General features: G+C 39.3%; 16 protein-coding genes. 12 read left to right on the top strand and 4 right to left on the bottom strand.

Features of this window, described 5'->3' with window-relative positions; all coding sequences use genetic code 11:
• Window positions 1–186 precede the first annotated feature (186 nt).
• Both CLV38_RS05540 and CLV38_RS05535 read left to right on the top strand, forming a co-directional pair.
• A complete protein-coding gene (locus tag CLV38_RS05540; protein WP_106192587.1) occupies window positions 187–1,341 on the top strand; it encodes a macrolide family glycosyltransferase in 1,155 nt (384 codons plus the stop codon).
• Window positions 1,342–1,672: 331 nt separating this feature from the next.
• Window positions 1,673–3,193 carry a carboxylesterase/lipase family protein gene (locus CLV38_RS05535; RefSeq protein WP_106192585.1) on the top strand — a complete coding sequence of 507 codons (1,521 nt, stop codon included), beginning with the start codon at window positions 1,673–1,675 and terminating at the stop codon, window positions 3,191–3,193.
• Window positions 3,194–3,396: 203 nt separating this feature from the next.
• On the opposite strand, the gene CLV38_RS05530 is transcribed toward CLV38_RS05535, so the two are convergent.
• The 3 genes from CLV38_RS05530 to CLV38_RS05520 form a co-directional block, all read right to left on the bottom strand.
• Window positions 3,397–3,837, bottom strand: a complete 441-nt coding sequence (locus CLV38_RS05530) for a phosphatase PAP2 family protein (protein ID WP_170068822.1) — start codon at window positions 3,835–3,837, stop codon at window positions 3,397–3,399.
• Between the two features lie 126 nt (window positions 3,838–3,963).
• Window positions 3,964–5,979, bottom strand: a complete 2,016-nt coding sequence (locus tag CLV38_RS05525; RefSeq protein ID WP_106192579.1) for a right-handed parallel beta-helix repeat-containing protein — start codon at window positions 5,977–5,979, stop codon at window positions 3,964–3,966.
• Between the two features lie 405 nt (window positions 5,980–6,384).
• A complete protein-coding gene (locus CLV38_RS05520) occupies window positions 6,385–7,599 on the bottom strand; it encodes an HD-GYP domain-containing protein (RefSeq protein WP_170068821.1) in 1,215 nt (404 codons plus the stop codon).
• A gap of 175 nt (window positions 7,600–7,774) precedes the next feature.
• On the opposite strand from CLV38_RS05520, the gene CLV38_RS05515 reads away from it, so the two are divergent.
• From CLV38_RS05515 to CLV38_RS05470, 10 genes are all read left to right on the top strand, one after another.
• Complete coding sequence (locus CLV38_RS05515) at window positions 7,775–8,386, top strand: N-acyl amino acid synthase FeeM domain-containing protein (RefSeq protein WP_106192574.1); 612 nt, start codon at window positions 7,775–7,777, stop codon at window positions 8,384–8,386.
• Window positions 8,383–9,141 (top strand): ThiF family adenylyltransferase, encoded by a 759-nt coding sequence (locus CLV38_RS05510; protein ID WP_106192571.1) that lies wholly within the window; start codon window positions 8,383–8,385, stop codon window positions 9,139–9,141. Before CLV38_RS05515 ends, CLV38_RS05510 begins: the two co-directional genes overlap by 4 nt.
• A gap of 387 nt (window positions 9,142–9,528) precedes the next feature.
• Entirely contained in the window at window positions 9,529–10,032 is a 504-nt protein-coding gene (locus CLV38_RS05505) for a DUF7000 family protein (RefSeq protein ID WP_106192569.1), read from the top strand.
• 158 nt (window positions 10,033–10,190) lie between these two features.
• Window positions 10,191–11,183 (top strand): Gfo/Idh/MocA family protein, encoded by a 993-nt coding sequence (locus tag CLV38_RS05500; protein ID WP_106192567.1) that lies wholly within the window; start codon window positions 10,191–10,193, stop codon window positions 11,181–11,183.
• A 211-nt stretch (window positions 11,184–11,394) separates the two neighbouring features.
• A complete protein-coding gene (locus CLV38_RS05495) occupies window positions 11,395–12,714 on the top strand; it encodes an SH3 domain-containing protein (RefSeq protein WP_106192565.1) in 1,320 nt (439 codons plus the stop codon).
• A 185-nt stretch (window positions 12,715–12,899) separates the two neighbouring features.
• Window positions 12,900–13,730 carry an exodeoxyribonuclease III gene (locus CLV38_RS05490; protein ID WP_106192562.1) on the top strand — a complete coding sequence of 277 codons (831 nt, stop codon included), beginning with the start codon at window positions 12,900–12,902 and terminating at the stop codon, window positions 13,728–13,730.
• Between the two features lie 204 nt (window positions 13,731–13,934).
• Window positions 13,935–14,441, top strand: a complete 507-nt coding sequence (locus CLV38_RS05485) for an RNA polymerase sigma factor (protein WP_106192559.1) — start codon at window positions 13,935–13,937, stop codon at window positions 14,439–14,441.
• Entirely contained in the window at window positions 14,431–15,696 is a 1,266-nt protein-coding gene (locus CLV38_RS05480) for an anti sigma factor C-terminal domain-containing protein (protein ID WP_106192557.1), read from the top strand. Before CLV38_RS05485 ends, CLV38_RS05480 begins: the two co-directional genes overlap by 11 nt.
• Window positions 15,697–15,887: 191 nt before the next feature.
• On the top strand, window positions 15,888–16,313 hold the full coding sequence (locus CLV38_RS05475; RefSeq protein WP_106192554.1) for an N-acetyltransferase: 426 nt from the start codon (window positions 15,888–15,890) through the stop codon (window positions 16,311–16,313).
• 249 nt (window positions 16,314–16,562) lie between these two features.
• Window positions 16,563–17,579, top strand: a complete 1,017-nt coding sequence (locus tag CLV38_RS05470; RefSeq protein WP_106192552.1) for a tRNA dihydrouridine synthase — start codon at window positions 16,563–16,565, stop codon at window positions 17,577–17,579.
• Between the two features lie 112 nt (window positions 17,580–17,691).
• Here CLV38_RS05470 and CLV38_RS05465 read toward each other — a convergent pair whose 3' ends face one another.
• Entirely contained in the window at window positions 17,692–19,584 is a 1,893-nt protein-coding gene (locus tag CLV38_RS05465) for a putative bifunctional diguanylate cyclase/phosphodiesterase (RefSeq protein WP_106192549.1), read from the bottom strand.
• Between the last annotated feature and the right edge of the window lie 71 nt (window positions 19,585–19,655).

The following is a 19,655-nucleotide window of genomic DNA, read 5'->3' as shown; positions in this document are numbered from 1 at the left end:
TATTTATTTCCTTACTGAAAATAACTTCTAAAGAGAGTAGGCTGATGAGAGAATTCAATAATAGAAGACAGAAATAGGGTTAATTATTTTGCAGGACATCGGATATGAAGCACAGGAGCTGGTTGTTTTGACAGAGAAGACCTTTGTGAGAAAGGTAAATAAGATGTCCAAGGAGAGAAATGACTAATGAAAATTGCATGGTTTTGCATTCCAGCGCACGGTCATACGAATCCTACTCTGGATATTGTTGGAGAAATGACAGAAGCTGGACATGAAATAGTTTACTTCTCTTTTGAAACATTTAAAGAGAAAATAGAGAATGCAGGAGCTACGTTTATATCCTGTGATGGGTATGACTTTGATATGGACGATAAAGAAAATGCTGATAGAGTTGGAAAAGACATCGCATTTGCCGTTGAACTTATGGTTAATTCAACCTTGGCACTGGATAAAATGATTACAGCAAAAGTGAAGGAGATTAACCCAGATGTAATTATATCGGATTCAGTCGCTTATTGGGGAAAGATGGTTGCTACAAAATTCAATATACCTTACGTATCCTCAACAACTACATTTGCCTTTAATCAATATTCATCGAAATATATGGTTCATGGGATTAGTGATGTGTTTAAGTTAATTTTCTCTATGCCGAAAGTGACTAAACAAATCAGGAGATTGAAGGGAAATGGCTACCCTGTTAAAGGGATTATGGATATTGTAAAAAATGATAATAATACACATACAATAGTCTATACATCTAAAGCGTTCCAGCCCTGTTCAGAAACATTCTCAGATAACTATTGTTTTATAGGACCGTCCATTAGACCTATCGAAAAACCTATGGAAAAAAAGGCTTTAAGAACGATATATATTTCTATGGGAACTGTAGTAGAAGATTCTAATTTCTTTAGAAATTGTATTGAAGCTTTAAGGAATACCGACTACCAAGTTATAATATCCCTTGGTCAGCGAGATGAACCCCTTTCTGATTTGCCAGATAATATTGAAGTATATGATTTTGTAGATCAAATGGCTGTTTTAACTATTACGGATGTTTTCATCACACATTGTGGAATGAATTCCGTGTCAGAGGCTCTATATTACCAAGTGCCACTCGTCATGTTTCCTCAGACTAGGGAACAAGGGGCTGTCGCTAAAAGGACAAGTGAATTGGGAGCCGGAGCAATACTAAACTCATCTAATCCGTCGGCTATTGCTAAGTGTGTTAGTGACGTTATAGGTAACACAAAGTACAAAGAAGCGACCGCTGATATTTCTAAAAGTTTTAAAGAGTCTGGAGGAAAAGAAAAAGCAAAAGAATTTTTGGAAGCTTTACTTTGATTGTGTAATGTCGTCTTCGTTTAAGGTGGTTATACTATTTATCCTTAAATTCTGACCCAACCTGGTTTGCTAATGAAAAAAGTTATTTAATTGGGCCTATGTTTAAAAATCTATCCATTGTTTTCTTTAAAAGGGAGTATAGAGTGAATGTAAGGATTAGCTTGTGTGGTAGATTATTATTAGTCATACATTAATTAAAAATAAAATCCCTTTACTAAACTATTTATGAAGATGCTCTATTATAGTCTTACAATTCTGCAATTTCTTTAGTTTAGTACAGTATAGCCGGCACTTTTTACCAAGTATCAATTATTGAGAGGAGAAATTATAAATGCTAAGAAAAGTGAAAATAGAAAATGGAATAATTCAAGGTCTGCCAGCTGCAGATCCTCGTATCACCACGTTTAAAGGCATACCGTTTGCAGCTCCACCTGTAGGACAAAACCGATGGCACGCGCCACAGCCTGCTCAAAACTGGGAAGGGACATTAAAGGCTTTTGAATTTGCACCTATTTCTATGCAGGCTACACCGGGCTTAAATAAAGATGATTTTTATGCAAGAGAATGGCACGTGGATCCGGATGTTCCCATGGACGAGGACAACCTCTATCTTAATATTTGGACACCAGCCTCCAGTAGCGATGAAAACCTGCCAGTTTATGTGTGGTTCTTTGGCGGGGCATTCCAGTATGGCTATACATCCGAAATGGAATTTGACGGAGAACGATTAGCTCGCAGAGGAGCGATCATCGTCACAGTGAACTACCGCTTAAATTCATTTGGCTTTCTAGCTCATCCTGAACTGACCGCAGAAGCGCCCGGTGCACCTACAAATTTTGGTTTGTTGGATCAGCAAGCGGGTATAAAGTGGGTCAAACGAAATATTGCTTCGTTTGGAGGCGATCCTGATAATATCACAATTGGGGGACAGTCTGCAGGTGGAGGTAGCGTTATGCATCACTTAACGGCTCCTCAAAATAAAGGGCTCTTTAATAAAGCTGTTATTCTCAGTGGTATTTTTGCAAACGTTTACGGAAGTGGAGGGATTCCGGGTAGCGGAAGAACGCTTTCTCAAGTGGAAAATGAGGGTGTTACGTTTTTTGACTTCCTTGGTGTCTCATCCCTGGCAGAGGCTCGTGAGCTTGATGGTGAAGAACTTCGACAAAAAGCGTTAGAATACAAGTCCTTTTGGGGACCAGTCATAGATAAACAGTTTGTTATGGGAAATGCGCTCACCCTTTTTCTTGAAAACAAACGTCTAATGGTCCCTGTATTATTAGGGCACACATCAGATGAGTTTTATAGTAAACCGAACGTCGACAGTCTGGACGAGTTTAAGAAAATGGCAATTGAGCGGTTTGGATCCGATGCGGATGACTATCTAAATCTGTGTCAGTTTGAATCGGGTAATTTAAATGACGTATTAAGTAATGCTTCTGTCAGAACGATTGAATATGCCATACGTATAGCGGGTCAGGCAAATTCTGATAGGGGAGCGGAAATGCCTCTTTATTATTATAATTTTGATCCAGAAATACCTGGTTGGGATAATCCTGGGACATTTCATTCTGCAGATCTGTGGTTCTTCTTCGAGACTCTGGCGAAAGGCTGGAGACCCTTTACAGGTAAACATTATGACTTGGCTCGTCAGATGAGCAATTACCTGGTCAATTTTATTTCTTCCGGAAATCCGAATGGGAAAGAGACTAATGAGGAAGATATGCCAGAATGGGAACCCTATACAGCCGAAGCGACATACGCAATGGTGTTCGGAGATACTGCTAAGTTTTTAAAAGAACAGCCTGATGAACTCATGGCTTTCCTTGTCAAGCAGTATTTCAAAAAGGATTAGGTACTTGATACTTATCAGTGATGACTGGCGTTTTTTAAAAATTAAACGTTCTCTGCAGTGGTAGATAGTAGCGGATTAAAAATATGTTACCTTTCTATGCAGTCTGATAGTATGAAAAAAGCGAAGGTCCAAGTCTGAACAGACCAGGGACACTTCGCTGTTTACTCTAATTACTCTAAACAGAGGAGACTTTAACGGAGCATTTAGAAATAGAACCCTAGCACCCCAGAGATAATACCGATGATCGCTCCAGCTATAACATCTCTTGCATAATGAACGCCACCTATGACTCTTAATATGGCTAAAACACAGCCCATGACCATCAGGACTATACCTAACGGTTGGGATATGAAATAGAATGTCGTTGCAATAACAAACACAGAGAAGACATGGCGACTGGGAAAAGATTTACCTTGAGTATCTTTTTGTATAATAGGCGTAACGCCGGTCACTTCATAAGGGCGGGGAGCGTTAATCATATTTCGAAACACACTTACCAGTACAAAAGAAATGGAAGGCGCCAGCAGCACTCTCCAAAATCTTGAATCTCCCCAATAAACCAGCAGTATGAGAACGACAGGATAAGTCGCATAGACTGAACGAGTAATGACTCGATTTAATTGATTGATTACTTTTGCATACATAATAGTTAACATCCTACTATCTTTAAATTAGTTTACATTATATGATTGTCAGCTTTAGAGGACACACTAAGTCATATAAATGATTGAAAAAGATCAAGTTAATATGGAAGATAAATAATATTATCCTTAACAGTCAAACTCAATAGGATCATTTCCATATAATACAAATGGACCCGGTATTGCAACTACTTCAGGTCTGTTTTGACCGAAGAAATCAGAATTGAAGCAGTAAGGCGTACTGTCCGGCTGCTCATGTTTCATATCGGCATGATACGTTTTACCTAGAGTATCAGTAGTGATCAGGGCTGCAGAGGCTCCAGCAATTATTGAGGGCTCATTGATCTGAACTTGGACCGTGCCTTGCTTAGTATTGGTCTCAACGATAATACCCTTGTGTTTAAACACTTTTGCTTCGGGCTCATGACTGCTCGGAACCGCACTGTTAAGATACAGGTTTCCATCCAATCCTACTGGAAGGACTGCATTTCCAATAAGGAAGGGTTTTGCAGCACCTTCCAAGTTAGCAAGTTCCTCTTTAGTGTATTCCCACCATTTCTTGTCGCTGACATTAGGGTGCTCATTGTATCCACCCAGTCCTACGGGATGCAGATAGCAGATAGAATCCTCAGGAACACCGTCCATTACAGCTTTTCCGCCTTCTCCAGTTTCCTCTCTAGGTTTGAGAGGAAGATGCTCAAAGAAAGTGATCGGGACGGGTTCTTTATTTGTTTCAGCATCGCCTAAAAAGATATTGTTATAATACCGGTCATCTCCACCCGTAATATTAGAATACCCAGCCATGGCAGTTTCGTGTGGGAAATGGTAGGGTGTCGTGCGTGTGACCTCGGACTGTACTACAAATTGACCGGCAAATAAGTTGTGGACAAAAGCACCTCCTTGAGCCATATCTCTGAAATTAATTGGTGAAAGGAAGAGATTGTGGTCAACCAGATAAGGACCGTGGCAGACTTCAACGAATAAGTCTTCGGATATATTATCAAAAAACACATTGCGGTTAATACGCGTGCCTTGTGCCTGCCCGTCTAGCCAGAGTCCACGGTAGGAGCTGTAGATTTTGTTTCCGGTAATGTGAGTATCCAGAGCTGCGTGAAGCTTGATTCCGCCAACTTCAGCACCATGTCTGAGACGCTTGTGGTGGATATTGTAAATACGGTTCTGTGAAATCTCGCTGAAAACAGCACCCATATGGCCTACAATACCAGCCTGTTCACAATCGTGTATAACATTTCCGCGAACAATATGACTCCCAACAGTTTCTTTATGCCAACCAGAACGTAAAGCTTTCAAGATAACTTCCTGTTCACGTTGAGTGCCACCTTTACTTTGTTTATCTATGTGACCAGTACCAATTTCAGTGCCCAAACTGATTCCGACGTTTTTGGATTCGCTGATAATATTATTTTCAATAATCCAACCTTTGCTCCAGTGAGGACCAATCAAGCCTTCCTGGAATTCAGTAGGAGCTGCCCATTGGGGGGATGCTTGACGAAGCGTGAATCCACTAACAGTAATGTAATCAAGACCAGGTTTTTCAGGCCAGAAACCATGTGGACGGACATTGATTTCCACGTTCTCTCTGCGAGGATCTTTTCCACCAAAGTTTGCCCAAATTTTAGTAGTGTCAGGACCGACTTCTCCATACCATTTCAGCAGTGAATCATCTGGATACTTTGCTTCAGGCCAGATTTCGGGTTTATGTACGTTATCAATACTCTCGCATTCATATAGAGATTTTCCATCTATATAGACCTCGCCGAGATGAGCAGTCAACTCTCCATCAAAGAGCCAGTCACCACTCAATTCTGTTTCAAACGGATTACGCTCAGTAAACAGAGTGTTCGGAACTTCTGCTTTCCAGACATCGCCTTCTTCAGCCGTCCAGTCAGCAATACGTTCTGCCCCTGAAATGACGACTTCACCGTCTTCTGCAGATTTGTAGAGTATTCTCTGGTCTTGGGTTCCTCCATTAGCCGGGTTAACCCATTCTCTATAGACTCCGGTATGAACAGTAACTGTATCCCCTGGCAGAGCCAGGGCAGCAGCTTGTGATATTGTCTGAAAGGGCTGATCAGCTGTTCCTTTGGCCTGATCATTTCCTTTTATTGACACAAAATAATTCATGTAATCGCTCCTTATTCTTTTTTAAAAGTGTATTATCCTATTAAAAGTGTGACTGCAGTAATTGATCAGCCGCTTACTATTTGATTGTATTGATGTCATCCAGCATAAAAATGTCATAATTAATGAAGAAGTGGCTAGTGTAAGCAGATAGCTATATGTATTATATAAAAGAAAGGGGTTTAATTGCAATTTTAGTATGAAAATAAAAATAGGTTACACATACTATCTTTAAAAAATCAAAAATGAAGCAACGCAGATTTGAGTCAGGTGGTAGAGTAATTGAAAGATTATTGTAATTATCAGGTGCATATAAGAGTTAAATTATCCGTTTCTAAAATTATACCCATAAAAAAACTTATGGAAGGCAATTTTCATTGCCCTCCATAAGTGAGGGGTGTGATGTATTTATAAAAAATCAGTGAGTTTTTCAAATTCTTCCAGCGGATCGTGAGAATCGGCATAGATCTTTAAAAATTCATTCTTTGTCGCTTTAATGACTTTAGATAAATTAGGGTCATACTGTGTGCCTAATCCTTGCTCAAGGTGATTAAATGCTTCTTTAACCGATATTTCGTCCCTATAAGATCTAGTAGATGTCATCGCATCGAATGAGTCCGCCACGGCTAATATTCGGGCCTCTAACGGGATTGAATCTCCTTTAGCTCCAGTCGGGTATCCTTTCCCGTCCCATCTTTCATGATGATAGAGAACGCCTGGTTTTAGTCCTTTTAATCCTTCAATCTTCTCGACCATTTGAGCGCCAAAAGTTGTATGTGTCTTGATTTCATCATATTCTTTTGGTGTTAATGTAGTGGTCTTCGTTAAAATGTGTTCAGAGATACTGATTTTGCCGATATCATGAAGGAGACCACTTAAACGCAGGTGTTTTAATTTTTGACTATCCTGATACTCAGGCAAGTGTTTTGCCAGCGCAACAGCATATTGACTGACACGTTCACTGTGGCCGAATGTGTAATGGTCTTTTGCTTCCATAGCCACAACAAAGCTTTGAACAACTTGTTCAAGTGTTGTTTCCATGGAATGAATCACTGTGTTGGCTTGCTTATTGTAAAGTGAATTTAATTTGGATAGAAGCAGATAGCTGAATGTCGCCACAATAATATAGAGTAAAATGCGGTTGGAAATATCTATACCATCAGTCGTGTAATACGTCTCTAGAGGCAGTACAATACTGACGAAAGATAAACTAAGCAGCCCCATTACTGAATAGACAATCGATAAGATTCGTTTGCCATATAAACTGGTTACAATTGGTATAAGAAGGAAATAACTCCAGGCTTCTGAATACCCTGAGCCATAATATAAACTGATAATGACAAACACAACGAGCATTAAGACAATATGTGTCCTTATTTTAAGAGGGAAGCCAGTAAAACGGAAGAGAAGAAAAACGGCTGATAAGGCAACAAAGCAGAGCATGAGGACACTTATCGTTGCTCTTGAGTAGGGGAAATTGAACCACCTAAAAACCAGGTTCCATCCAATACTGAGAAGAATATAGATCATAATGATCTTTAGTATCTGGTCATTCAAACGCTTATCATAATTCTGAGTGAGACTCTTTAATAACTGTTCTTTTTTATTTGTGATTTTATTCACTATATGGATCATCCTAATTCTTGTTTTTATTTTATAAGCCTATCCTGTAAGAGTTTATCATTTATTTGACTGAATAACTATACATTCTATAAACGTTTTGTGAACTTTACTACCAATTCAAAGGGAATTAACGTTTAATAGGAAGGTACGGATATTAAAATAAGGGAGTGTTAAGATGGAGAACGAAGAAAAATATATTTTTAGAGAAGCGGAAGGGGTATTGTCGAAAGAAGCAATAGCTTTACATCATCAGCGTTATCAGGACGTGGGATTTCACAAACAGGATGAGGATGATCCTTACATAAACTATTCTACTTATTTTGTTGTACAAACTCCAGATATGGAAGAGGTCGTGGGTGTAACTAGACTGATCTTTATGTCACTGAACGATTTACCGACCATGAAACATTTTACTATTTTCGATATTGAGAAAATGAAGCTTGCGGGTATAGAAAAAAATAAATATGCAGAGATCAGTGCATTTACTAAAATGCCAAAACATGATGTCGGTTTGGGCCTGATCAAAACAGTATTGAATTATTCTTTAACCAACGGTTTGACGCATTGGGTCTGCTGTATAGATGAGAGAGTTTACAGATATATGCACCGAATATTTAAATTTCCTTTTGAGGTTATCGGAGAACCAAATATTTATTTAGGTTCTAAGACTATTCCGTGTGTTCTGAATCTTTCAGAATGTTTAGCCACTCTTAAAGAGAAACGCCGCACATTATATGACTATTTAATGAAAGATGACACTATTGAACTGGAGGAGCTATCATCATGATTAATGAACAATTCAGTCGGAATTTAGGAATAATGTCTGAAGAAGAAGTTCAGACATTACATGACGCCACGATTGCTATAGCGGGTTGTGGCTGTATAGGAGGATTTTCAGCTGAACTACTCACGCGAATGGGTGTGGGCAAATTGGTCCTAGCTGATCCGGATACGTTCGATGTGTCTAATATCAATCGCCAATGTGCAGCCACACATCTGACAGTCGGACAAAGAAAAGCTGAAGTATTGAAAAATCACTTGCTGACTATAAATCCCGATATGGAGGTAGTCTGTTACAATGAAGGCGTAAGTGAAGAAAATGCGCCAGCTTTTGTCGAGGGAGCTGATTATGTAATTGATGCCATAGACTATTTTGCATTTCCTGAGGCGGTTGCTCTCCACCGTGCAGCTCGACTGAAGAACTTATTTATAACAACTGCGGTCGCGCTTGGATTTGGGACTTCTGTGATGACATTTTCTCCTAGGGGGTTAAAACTTGAGGAATATGTGGGAATACCCGAAGATATATCGATCGATAACTTGAGAGGACAGACTTTTCCACCAGCATTATATACTCAGAATCTCCCAGATTATGCCACAGAGGAAAAAATAGCAGGCTGGCTTAAGAATCGATCTATCCCAACGATTAGTGTAGGACAGGCATTAGGTCCTGGAGTACTTGTTTCAAAACTGGTATTACACTTATTAGATCGAAAAGAGCCTAAAATCGTCCCAGATTACTTCCAGTTACAATTAGAATAACTGAACAAAGTTAAACTGGACTTTACTTAATGCCCCGGACATATCAGTTCGTGGGCATTTTTTTACACAGTCACTATGTTAAGTTCGAATGGTTTACTTGACCTGAAGAGAGGGAAGCAGGAGACGCTTAATAGAAAAAAAGTGTAAAAAGAGCAGAGAATTGGTATGCTATGGAAATAAAAGAATCATGATCAGGAAGGCACTAAATTACAGTTAGCGAGTACTGTATTTAATAGTTCCAGCTACTAAAATGATGTGCACATCCTAAAGTCGTTCACTAACTATCGCTTTTTCTCCAGAGAAGAGAGAAGGCATTGTCTCGCTGACTGGACTTGTAAGTGATCGCTTATTTTACTGACTGGATATATGTGAAAGGATGGGGTAAATATGGACTCTCTTGACAAACACTTATGGGAATTTCGTACTGTATTAAAGGAGACGAACAGTCAACAGGCTTATAAAGGATTAATACTATATATTAAAGAGCTGAGAAACTATTTTAAAGAGAATTATCCTGAATATGACGTATCTTCGAATTTTTATCAGGGGTATATGGACTTAACTTTCTTCACTCTAAGAAGTCAGTTGACTAAACAAAAAGATTTAAAATATATCGTCGTGTTCACTTATGAACATATGCAGTTTGAAGTATGGCTTGCTGGAAGAAATAGAGCCGTCATGTCTAACTATCATACTAAATTCAGCCACTATCAAATGAAAAACTATACGTTAACTGATAATAGAAAAGGAATGTCAGCCATTCTGGAAAATGTAGTGGTTGAGCACCCAAATTTTGATCAGTTAAAGGCATTAACTAAACAAATAGATGCTGGTGTCATTCAGTTTATTCAGTCAATTGAGACTGACTATTTGAGTGATGAGTCAGATTGACGTGATCATCAGAGGTAATGAAAGAAAAATGACAGCGGTCCAATCCTGTAAAGTTAGATGTCTATGAATGAAAAAAGGTGATAGCGTTTACTTGTGATTCGGTTTATATTAGAATTAGAAAGACTTTAATAGCATATTTAAAAAACGGAGGAATACGAATGGCTAGATTTGGATGGGCTTACATTGGGTGCGGAGGAATTGCTCATGGTACAGCAAAAGAACTGGTACAGACTGATGACAATCAGATAGTAGCAGTGTGGAACAGAACGAGGTCAAAAGCTGAAGACTTTGCAAAAGAATATGGTGGTATTGTTTACGATACAGCTGAAGAAGCGATCAATGCAGATGGAGTGGAAGGCGTTTACGTGAATGTGAATGGAGATAAACATGCTGAGTTTACAATTCTTTCAATAGATAATAATAAACCGGTCCTTTGCGAAAAGCCGTTTACAGTTAATGCCAAACAGACAAAAGCGATTTTTGACTATGCTAAAGACAAAGATGTCTATGTGTCTGAAGCGATGTGGACCTGGCACAATAAAACAGCTTTACAGGTCAAAACGTGGGTGGAGTCTGGAGTGATTGGTGATATTCAGTCAGTTGATTCTTCATTTGCTGTACCGTTGATAAGTAACAACACTAATCCCAGACTTACGACGCCTGCCATGTTGGGTGGTGCCTTGCTGGACCTTGGTATTTATAATATCCGATACTGCTATGAACTGTTTGGTATTCCCGAAAAAATTGACTGTACAGCTAAAATGGACAAAGTTGATTACAGTGAAACTATAGTATTTAATTATCCTGAATTTAAAGCCAACCTGTTTGTGTCGATGGAAGAAGCGGGTGGTCACTTCTTTGAAATAAAAGGAACGAAAGGGTCTATTTCTATTCCGAAATTTCATATGGCGAAAGAGGCGATTCTTAAGACGGAGACGAAAGAAGAAACCTTTGAAGTCAGAGATCTTTTATATGGCAGACAATTTTCCAATGTAGCTGCCGAGATTCGTTCTGGAAAAAAAGCAGGAGAAATCATTTCACCTGAGAGTACGATCGATGTAATGGCATTGATGGATGAATGCAGAAGACAAATAGGCTTAGTATACCCGATGGAAGAGAGTGAAGAGATAAACGGGTGGATCAGTAACTAAACCGAAAGTGAATTAGGAAAGTAGTTATTTAATCAGAAGCAGGCATTTGGTCAAACGGACAATGCGAGGCGGTCGACAGGAGAAAGCCGGTTGCTGGATGATTCTCCAGTTGACGGACTGGCACTGAACCTCTGGATGCGGGCGGCTTGAGGACAGAAAAGCATCAACCGGTGAGGATAAACGCCATTATAAGGTGAAGGGAGATAAACTAGTGAAAAATACATATTTAACTGCATTAGCCTTAATTGCTGCCTCAGCAATCAGTCTAACGGCCTGCAGTCAGGAAGATCCTACTCTAGAGGATCATGCTAATCAGCAACTGGTCGAACAAGAAGACATGGCAGAAAATGAGGATAACGCTGATAATGGTGATGAATTATCAAAAAATGAAGAAGACGAAATAGATAATGAAGACCCAGCAGAAGAGTCTGAAGATGATATGGAAGAGCAAGAGGAAGAGACTGCTTCGATATTCGGCAATCAGGAAGACACTGTTTACATAAGTGCAGACAGATTGACCGTTAGAGCCGACAGCAGAGAAGAGAGCGAGTCACTTGGCAGTTTAGTCAAAGGAAATGAAGTTAAAGTGATGAACGAGGCTAAAATTGAAAACGAAACCTGGTATCAAGTCGCTCACCATAACCCCACTGTAAATGAAGGATGGATTTCTTCTGAATTTACAGTTAGCAACTTAAATGACCTCCATTCGATATCATCATTTGATAATGATGAACTGAATGAATTTTTCACTTCACCCACGCTATTTGAAGAAAATACAATCGTTGCCTATTATGGACACCCCAATTCTGAAGTGATGGGGATCGTAGGCAGACATCCAGTAAAAGAGCTGATCGATTTGCTGGTTGAAACGGCTGACTCTTATGATGCTGCAGATGACAGTAAAGGTGCTGTACCGGCCATTTATCTTGTCTACGGAACCGTTCAGCCCGGTGGTGAGATTTACAAAATGAACTATGACCTTGTAATGTCATACATTGAAGAGGCGTACGAGAGAGGCGCTCTGGTCTATATTGATCATCAGATGGGCAGACACCATCCAGCGTATTCCATCAGAGAAATTCTGTCATTCTTAAGGTATCCGAATGTGCATCTGGCTCTCGATCCTGAATGGCGTACTGACAAACCAATGCAGGAAGTTGGCCATGTTACAGGTGCAGAAATCAATGAAGTACAGGGTATCATGCAGGACTATCTTTTATCTAACGAAATACCAGGGACCAGACAATATGTTTTCCATCAGTTTGTTGAAAAAATGATTCACACTATCGAAGACGTCACTACTGATTATGAACAAGTGCTGCTCGTTCATAATACTTCTGGGTGGGGTTCTCCTGAAGGTAAAAAAGCAACACATGACAACACGGCTGAAGCTACAAATATCCCATATAAAGGCTTTAAGTTATGGTATCATTTTTCTGATCAACCGGGAGTACACTATGATGACCCCCTCATGACTCCAGAACAGGTACTGGAGCTTGAACCACAGCCTGGACTTGTGATTTATCAGTAAGTCAGTTTAAGAGGAACGCTGCTGATAATGCATAGAAGGTTTCTGATTTATGACTAAACTGATAAGAATCGCCTCGTGTTTGACCCCTCGATTATTAAAAAATCACAAAAAAGTCGTTCTATTTGAGTCTTAATGTTAATATAGTAGGTGTGAAAGAAGTAAATAATCGATAGAGGAGAATGACATTGAAATTTATTACATGGAATATTGATTCATTAAATGCAGCTTTGACGAGTGATTCTGCTCGAGCAGTGATGTCACGTGATGTATTGGATACGATCATCAAACAGGATGCATCAGTGATTGCCATTCAGGAAACAAAATTGCCCAGAACCGGCCCTTCAAAGAAACACTTGGAAGTTTTAAAAGAAAAATTTCCTGACTATGAACTTGTCTGGAGTCTTTCGGAAGAACCGGCCAGAAAAAGTTATGCCGGAACGATGTTTTTATATAAAAACCATTTAACTCCTGCAGCTACACTTCCAAAAATCGGAGCACCGGATACTATGGATTCTGAAGGAAGAATTATTACGCTTGAGTTTGAGGACTTTTACTTGACTCAAGTCTATACGCCTAATGCAGGATCAGGGCTTGTGAGACTAAAAGAACGTCAACTGTGGGATGAAAAATATGCTGAGTACTTAGCTCAACTGGACGAGAAGAAAATCGTCGTGGCGACAGGCGATTTTAATGTAGCGCACACAGAAATCGATTTGGCGAATCCCAAAAACAATCACCTGTCAGCAGGCTTCACAGATGAAGAACGTGAGGGGTTCACGCGGCTCCTTAACAAAGGCTTTACAGATACGTTCCGACACATACATGGTGATGTGACAGGACAGTATTCTTGGTGGAATCAGCGGGTTAAAACCAGCAAAGTGAACAATTCCGGCTGGAGAATCGATTACTGGCTGGTGAGTGACCGCGCGGCAGATAAAGTCGTTAAATCTGAAATGATCGATTCCGGTATACGCCAGGATCATACACCTTTGCTGCTTGAAATTGATTTGGGGTAAGGGAGAAGCTATTTTCAAACTAAGTCAAACGTTTTCTAGTTCTTTAGAGCGTGAAACGATCTGATAAAATAGACTGTTCTATAAGCAAAAGCCGACTGGTTAAAGTTCAGTCGGCTTTTGCGTACTCAAACACTAAAATGAGTTGCACACTATAGTGTAACCTTTTTCAATTTCAAACGTATATAAAGTGAAGGGAGGGGTTCGATGGAGTCAGATGCAATGGAAAAGGCGTATAAAAAATATTACAGAGAAGTATACTTATATGCGCTTAGTCTCTGCAGACAAGAAGATATGGCTGAAGAACTGGTTAATGAAGCATTTTACAAAGCATTTATTGCTTCTGACATACCAGAGGGCTCTTTCAAGTTTTGGTTGTTTCGAGTGCTGAAAAATCAGTTTATTGATTTCAAGAGAAAAGAAAGCAGACTGCACCCTATTGGTCAATTTGAAGCGGGATTTTCAGAAATCAGGAAAGAAGGACCTGCAAACAAATACATAACGAAAGAAAGAGACGAGCGGCTATACCTGCATCTGGTAGCGCTGGAACCGGAGATATACCGAGAAGTCATTTTCTTATTCTACTATGGCGATATGGGTATAAAAGATATTGCTCTCACACTATCACTCTCGACTGGGAATACTAAAACGACACTCTATCGTGCCCGTAAGAAGCTCGGAAGATTACTGAAGGAGGATCCATATGAATTTTAAAGACTTAATCACTCGCTACAAAGAAGGTACTGCAAGCGAAGAAGAGAAACGGATCGTTCAGAATGAGCTGGAGAAGTATGAATCGATCGAACATTATTTCTCAGATCAGTTATCTGATGAATTATTTTTCAGTAAGGACCAGACAGAGGAGTCAGTGACTAAAGATGTTGAGGAGACAGCCAGTATAAAAAAGGTTGTTAACCGAAAGCTGGCAAAGGTTGTTTTAGTGTCAGTGCTTAGCGTTATCTTACTCTATGTAGGCATTTTCTATGGGCTGTCCAGTATCGTAGACAGCTTGCACTATGATCCGACCTCGATCACTGCCTATGAGGGTCAGGAGTATCCAGAATCTGACTTCTCTTTTGATATGAAAGCATATGTCAGCTTGAATATTCCTGGACACACCTTAAGTTCATTCACATATGAAGAACCACAAGGGTTTGGGGTGTATGAAACAGGCTACTTTTTAAGAGATTTATTCACAAATGAAGAACAACGTCATTCAATAGACATTCACAGGGGAATCCCTCGGAACTTTCATGACGGGATATTTAGTTATACTAACCGTTTTGACATATGGAGTGGATTTGATGACATATACTCTCCTGTAACGGATGACGATTCTGGGATGTCTGAAGAATACAGAGAAGGGGACAGGCAACGTAAAAATGATATCACACTCAACTATTTAGAGGAATTGAATCCTTTATCATATATTTCAATGAGTATTGTGTTTGAGGAAGATTTAACTATGGAAGAATTGTATGATTTGAGTAGAGAAGTTCAGATGCTGGATTTTAAATGGGTAGGAGTACGAACGATCGAACCCGGTACCAGGTGGAGTGAAAATCAGCCTAATCACTTAATCGGGTTTAATCCAAATATGAGTGACGAGCCGCAAGGGAATATGAAACCTGATCCAGAGGTCTATCCACTATTTAACTTAAGTGACGTATTTGACAGGTCTCCTTCTTCAGAGAATCCCTTTCCTAAAGGATACGAGACACATTTTGAGTCTCGTTTGACTTACTTGAGTCACCGAGATGAGTTTGTCGAAATAATTGATTATAATCCTCATAAAACAGAATTTTATGATCATGCGCTTAACTACATTAATGAAAATGGAGTCGAAACGTATGGTGTTCTTATTTACGGAACAGCTGAAGATTTTATGGAGAATATTGACTCTATCCCTTTCAGTTCGCTATATATTAATGAGATACAGTCATCATCTCCAACGATTTATTATGAGTAAATGACTTGAAAAAACGGTCTTATAATAGGAAGATAGGCGTAGAAGTGCTGCTTTTAATTAAACTGATTTCTTCTAAAAAGTATAACCAATATAAGCTTAAGGGCTTTATGTAACGACTATTAAACAGTTTATCTGAAGTATGTTTACACTAATTTAAGCACAGCATTGTGCATAGTTATAAGGAGCTAGTAATGATTAGAACATTTAAACCAGAAGATCTAGATGACGTAATGGCTATTTGGCTAAAAGCAAATACAGAAGCGCACCATTTTATCAGTAGACAGTACTGGGAAGAAAATTATGAGCAGGTAAAATCTATGCTGCCACAAGCAGACATAGTGGTATATGAAAAAAATGGTCAGAATTTGGGTTTCATCGGACTAAACAATCAGTTTATAGAAGGACTATTTGTTGAACCAAGTGAGCAGTCTAAAGGGATTGGGCAAGCTTTGTTAGACTATGCTAAACGGTCTAAATCTTCTCTAATGCTGCATGTCTACAAGAATAATAGGCGAGCTGTGCATTTTTACTATAAGAATGGCTTCTGTATTACAAGTGAGCAGGTAGATGAGAATGTAGCCCAAGTTGAATGTGTGATGAAGTGGCAAGCATTATAGTTAATAACATTATGCATCAGGATGAATTAGGGTACCCGTATGCGTCACCGTCCAAGTGATTCTGCATACGGGTTTTTATATAAGATAAACATTCTGGCATAACTGAATTTTAATTTGACAAACTGGCTATAATCGTTAAAATAGATAGAGTTAACTTGGTTACAATGAGTAAATGAAGTATAACCAACTGAAATAGCATTATATGATGCAATATAATTTGAACTTTAAAAGTGAAAGGATATACAGACTATGAAAAAAAACTTTTGGAAAGACTTGCCGAAGCCATTCTTTGTCCTGGCTCCAATGGAAGATGTCACGGATGTTGTATTCAGACATGTCATAGCTGAAGCGGGCAGGCCAGATGTTTTCTTTACTGAATTTACAAATTCCGTCAGTTACTGTCACCCGGAAGGTCGAAACAGTCTGCGTGGACGTCTTGCTTTTACTGAAGACGAGCAACCACTAGTGGCTCACATATGGGGAGATCAGCCGGAACATTTCCGAGAAATGAGTATCGGGATGGCAGAGGCTGGATTCAGTGGTATCGATATCAATATGGGTTGCCCGGTACCAAACGTTGCCGGAAAAGGAAAAGGCAGTGGCCTGATCCTGCGCCCTGAAGTTGCAGCTGAATTAATTGAAGCAGCCAAAGCTGGAGGACTGCCCGTCAGCGTCAAAACAAGGTTGGGTTATACTAAACTGGATGAGTGGCGCGACTGGATCACCCATTTACTGAAACAGGATATCGTAAACTTGTCGATTCATTTACGGACAAAGAAAGAAATGAGCAAAAAAGACGCTCATTGGGAACTAATTTCCGACATCAAAAAGCTTCGCGACGAAATAGCGCCAGACACCTTGATCACGATCAATGGAGATATACCCGATCGCGAAACCGGGTTGAAATTAGTTGAGGAAACCGGTGTAGACGGCGTTATGATAGGACGGGGCGTATTTAAGAATCCCTTTGCTTTTGAAAAAGACCCTAAAGATCACAGCAGTGAAGAAATGCTTGCCCTTTTAAGACTGCATTTGAATCTTTTTGATGAATACGGAGTCGATGCTGGACGTGCATTCAAGCCGCTGCGCCGATTTTTCAAAATTTATGTCAGAGGAATGCGTGGTGCGAGTGATTTGAGAGTTCAGTTAATGGAAACCCAGACCACTGATGAGGTTCGTGCCTTGCTGGATGACTTTGAAGAACACTATGACGATCCAGTAGAAGACGAAAGACAGAATAACTTTATCGAAATTAAGCTTAATTAAAAGTGCAAAAGGACAGTCTACTCAGTATGTTGAGAGACTGTCCTTTTTACATTGATTAAATAGGATGGGTGAGCGGCTAAAGATGAGTCTTCAAGAGACGAACTGTGATAACTTAAGCTAATTGTTCTTCATACATTTGCTGAAATTCTTCAGCCTTCTTAGGTGAGCTGTAGAAAGATCCTTGGCCATATAAGCAGCCGATCTGCTTTAAAAAGCCGGATTGCTGAACAGTCTCAATTCCTTCAGCCATTACTTTGCAGTCGATGGCATCACCGAGGCTGATGATTGTTTCTACTAACTTAGCGTTATGCTCGTTTTCCAAAATATTCAAAACAAAGGATTTATCAATTTTTATTGTATCAATTGGCAGAGCATTGATGACGCTTAAAGAAGAATACCCTGTTCCAAAGTCATCAATGGCTATTTCAAACCCCATATTTTGCAGCTGGTGGATAACATTTGATGCGTGCTGAGTATTCTGCAGAATATTCTCGGTAATTTCCAAAGTTAAATTTTCAGCGTTATAATGATTTTTGGATAGCAGGTTGCTGATATTCCTCAAAAATAGAGGATTTTCAAATTGAATAATCGATACGTTGACGGAAAGACGGATATCTATCCCCATTTCTTTCCATCTATTTCCTTGTTTCATTGCTTCATCTAAAACCCATAATCCGATTTCATCCATTAGACCATGACTTTCCGCCAGTGGAATGAATTCAGTAGCGGATACTCTTCCTAAATGAGAATTGTGCCAGTCAATTATCGTTTCAGCTTCAAATATGTCTCCAGTTTTTAAGACGACTTTTGGCTGGTAGTATAATTCGAACTCATCTTGCTCTAATGCTTTTTTCAATTGTTTCTCAATGCTGTTCTTGCGTATTTCAGCCTGTTCAAGTACAGGATTAGCAAACCGGTAAGTATTTTTACCTTGAGCCTTGGCTCTATACATGGCTCTGTCAGCCTGTCCGATCAGTCCTTCTATCGTCGTGGCATCTTTCGGATACATACTGATCCCAATACTTGCTGAGATTGTACTGTTTTCAATGTTCAAGTCATATGGTGTTTTGAATGTGTCCAGGATTCCATTGACGAGCTCTTTGAATTGCTTGTATTTGTTGTAACGGATGATAATAATGAATTCGTCGCCGCCATGCCTTGACACAATTCCTTTGCCATCAATAAAAGTCTGGAGACGGTTCCCAATTTGAATAAGTAATTTATCCCCTGTATTATGTCCATAATTATCGTTTATAAACTTAAATCGGTCCAAATCTAGAAATAAAACAGCAAAAGACTGATTCTTTTCTTGACATTTTTCTATCTCACTTTTCATGTGGCTCATTAATTTCTTGCGATTGGGCAGGCCAGTCAGATCATCATGAGTAGCACTATGGTAGAGTTTTTCTTCCAGTTCTTTACGGTCCGTAATGTCATAAGCCACTCCTGTCAGATGAGTAACTTCTTTCTTGTCATTAAAAATAGGGGTGCCCCAAGCATCAAGCCACCTTATTTCTTCATTACTGTTCCTGAAACGAAACATTCTGTTTGAAGGCAGCCCAGATTTGAGTCTGGCATAATGTTCTTCAGCTATATCCATATCTTCTGGAATAACCCGATCTTTCCATAATTCATAGTTGTTCATAAACTCATCTCTGGAAAATCCGTAAACTTGTTCGAAACCTATAGAGGGAAGGAAAGTCTTTTCAGCAAAATCGATCGTCCACAAGTATGAATTGTTATTGTCAAACAGTGATTTTAAAACGTTCTCTCTTAATAGGATCTGTTTGCGATTATCATTAAGTTCCTGGTTAGAGTCCTTTGTTTTTTTTGATTCCCGGTAGAGGTGCCAGGAGTAAGCACATAACAGCATCATAATAATATGTAGAAGTGTTATCACAGGACTATAAGAGACGTTATAGTAGTTCAGTGTGAAAGGCAGTCCGAGCAGAGAAACTAAACCGAGAAGGCCGAAGGTGAGATTTTGTTTGGTTAATAATGCCATGATTTTTCTCCTTTACTTATTTAATGTCAGAATAATTATATTTTAACCATAACTTTAAAGCAAATAATTAT

Source organism: Alkalibacterium olivapovliticus (assembly GCF_003003275.1).
Lineage (GTDB): Bacteria > Bacillota > Bacilli > Lactobacillales > Carnobacteriaceae_A > Alkalibacterium > Alkalibacterium olivapovliticum.
This window is presented reverse-complemented; position numbering and strand designations above follow the sequence as displayed.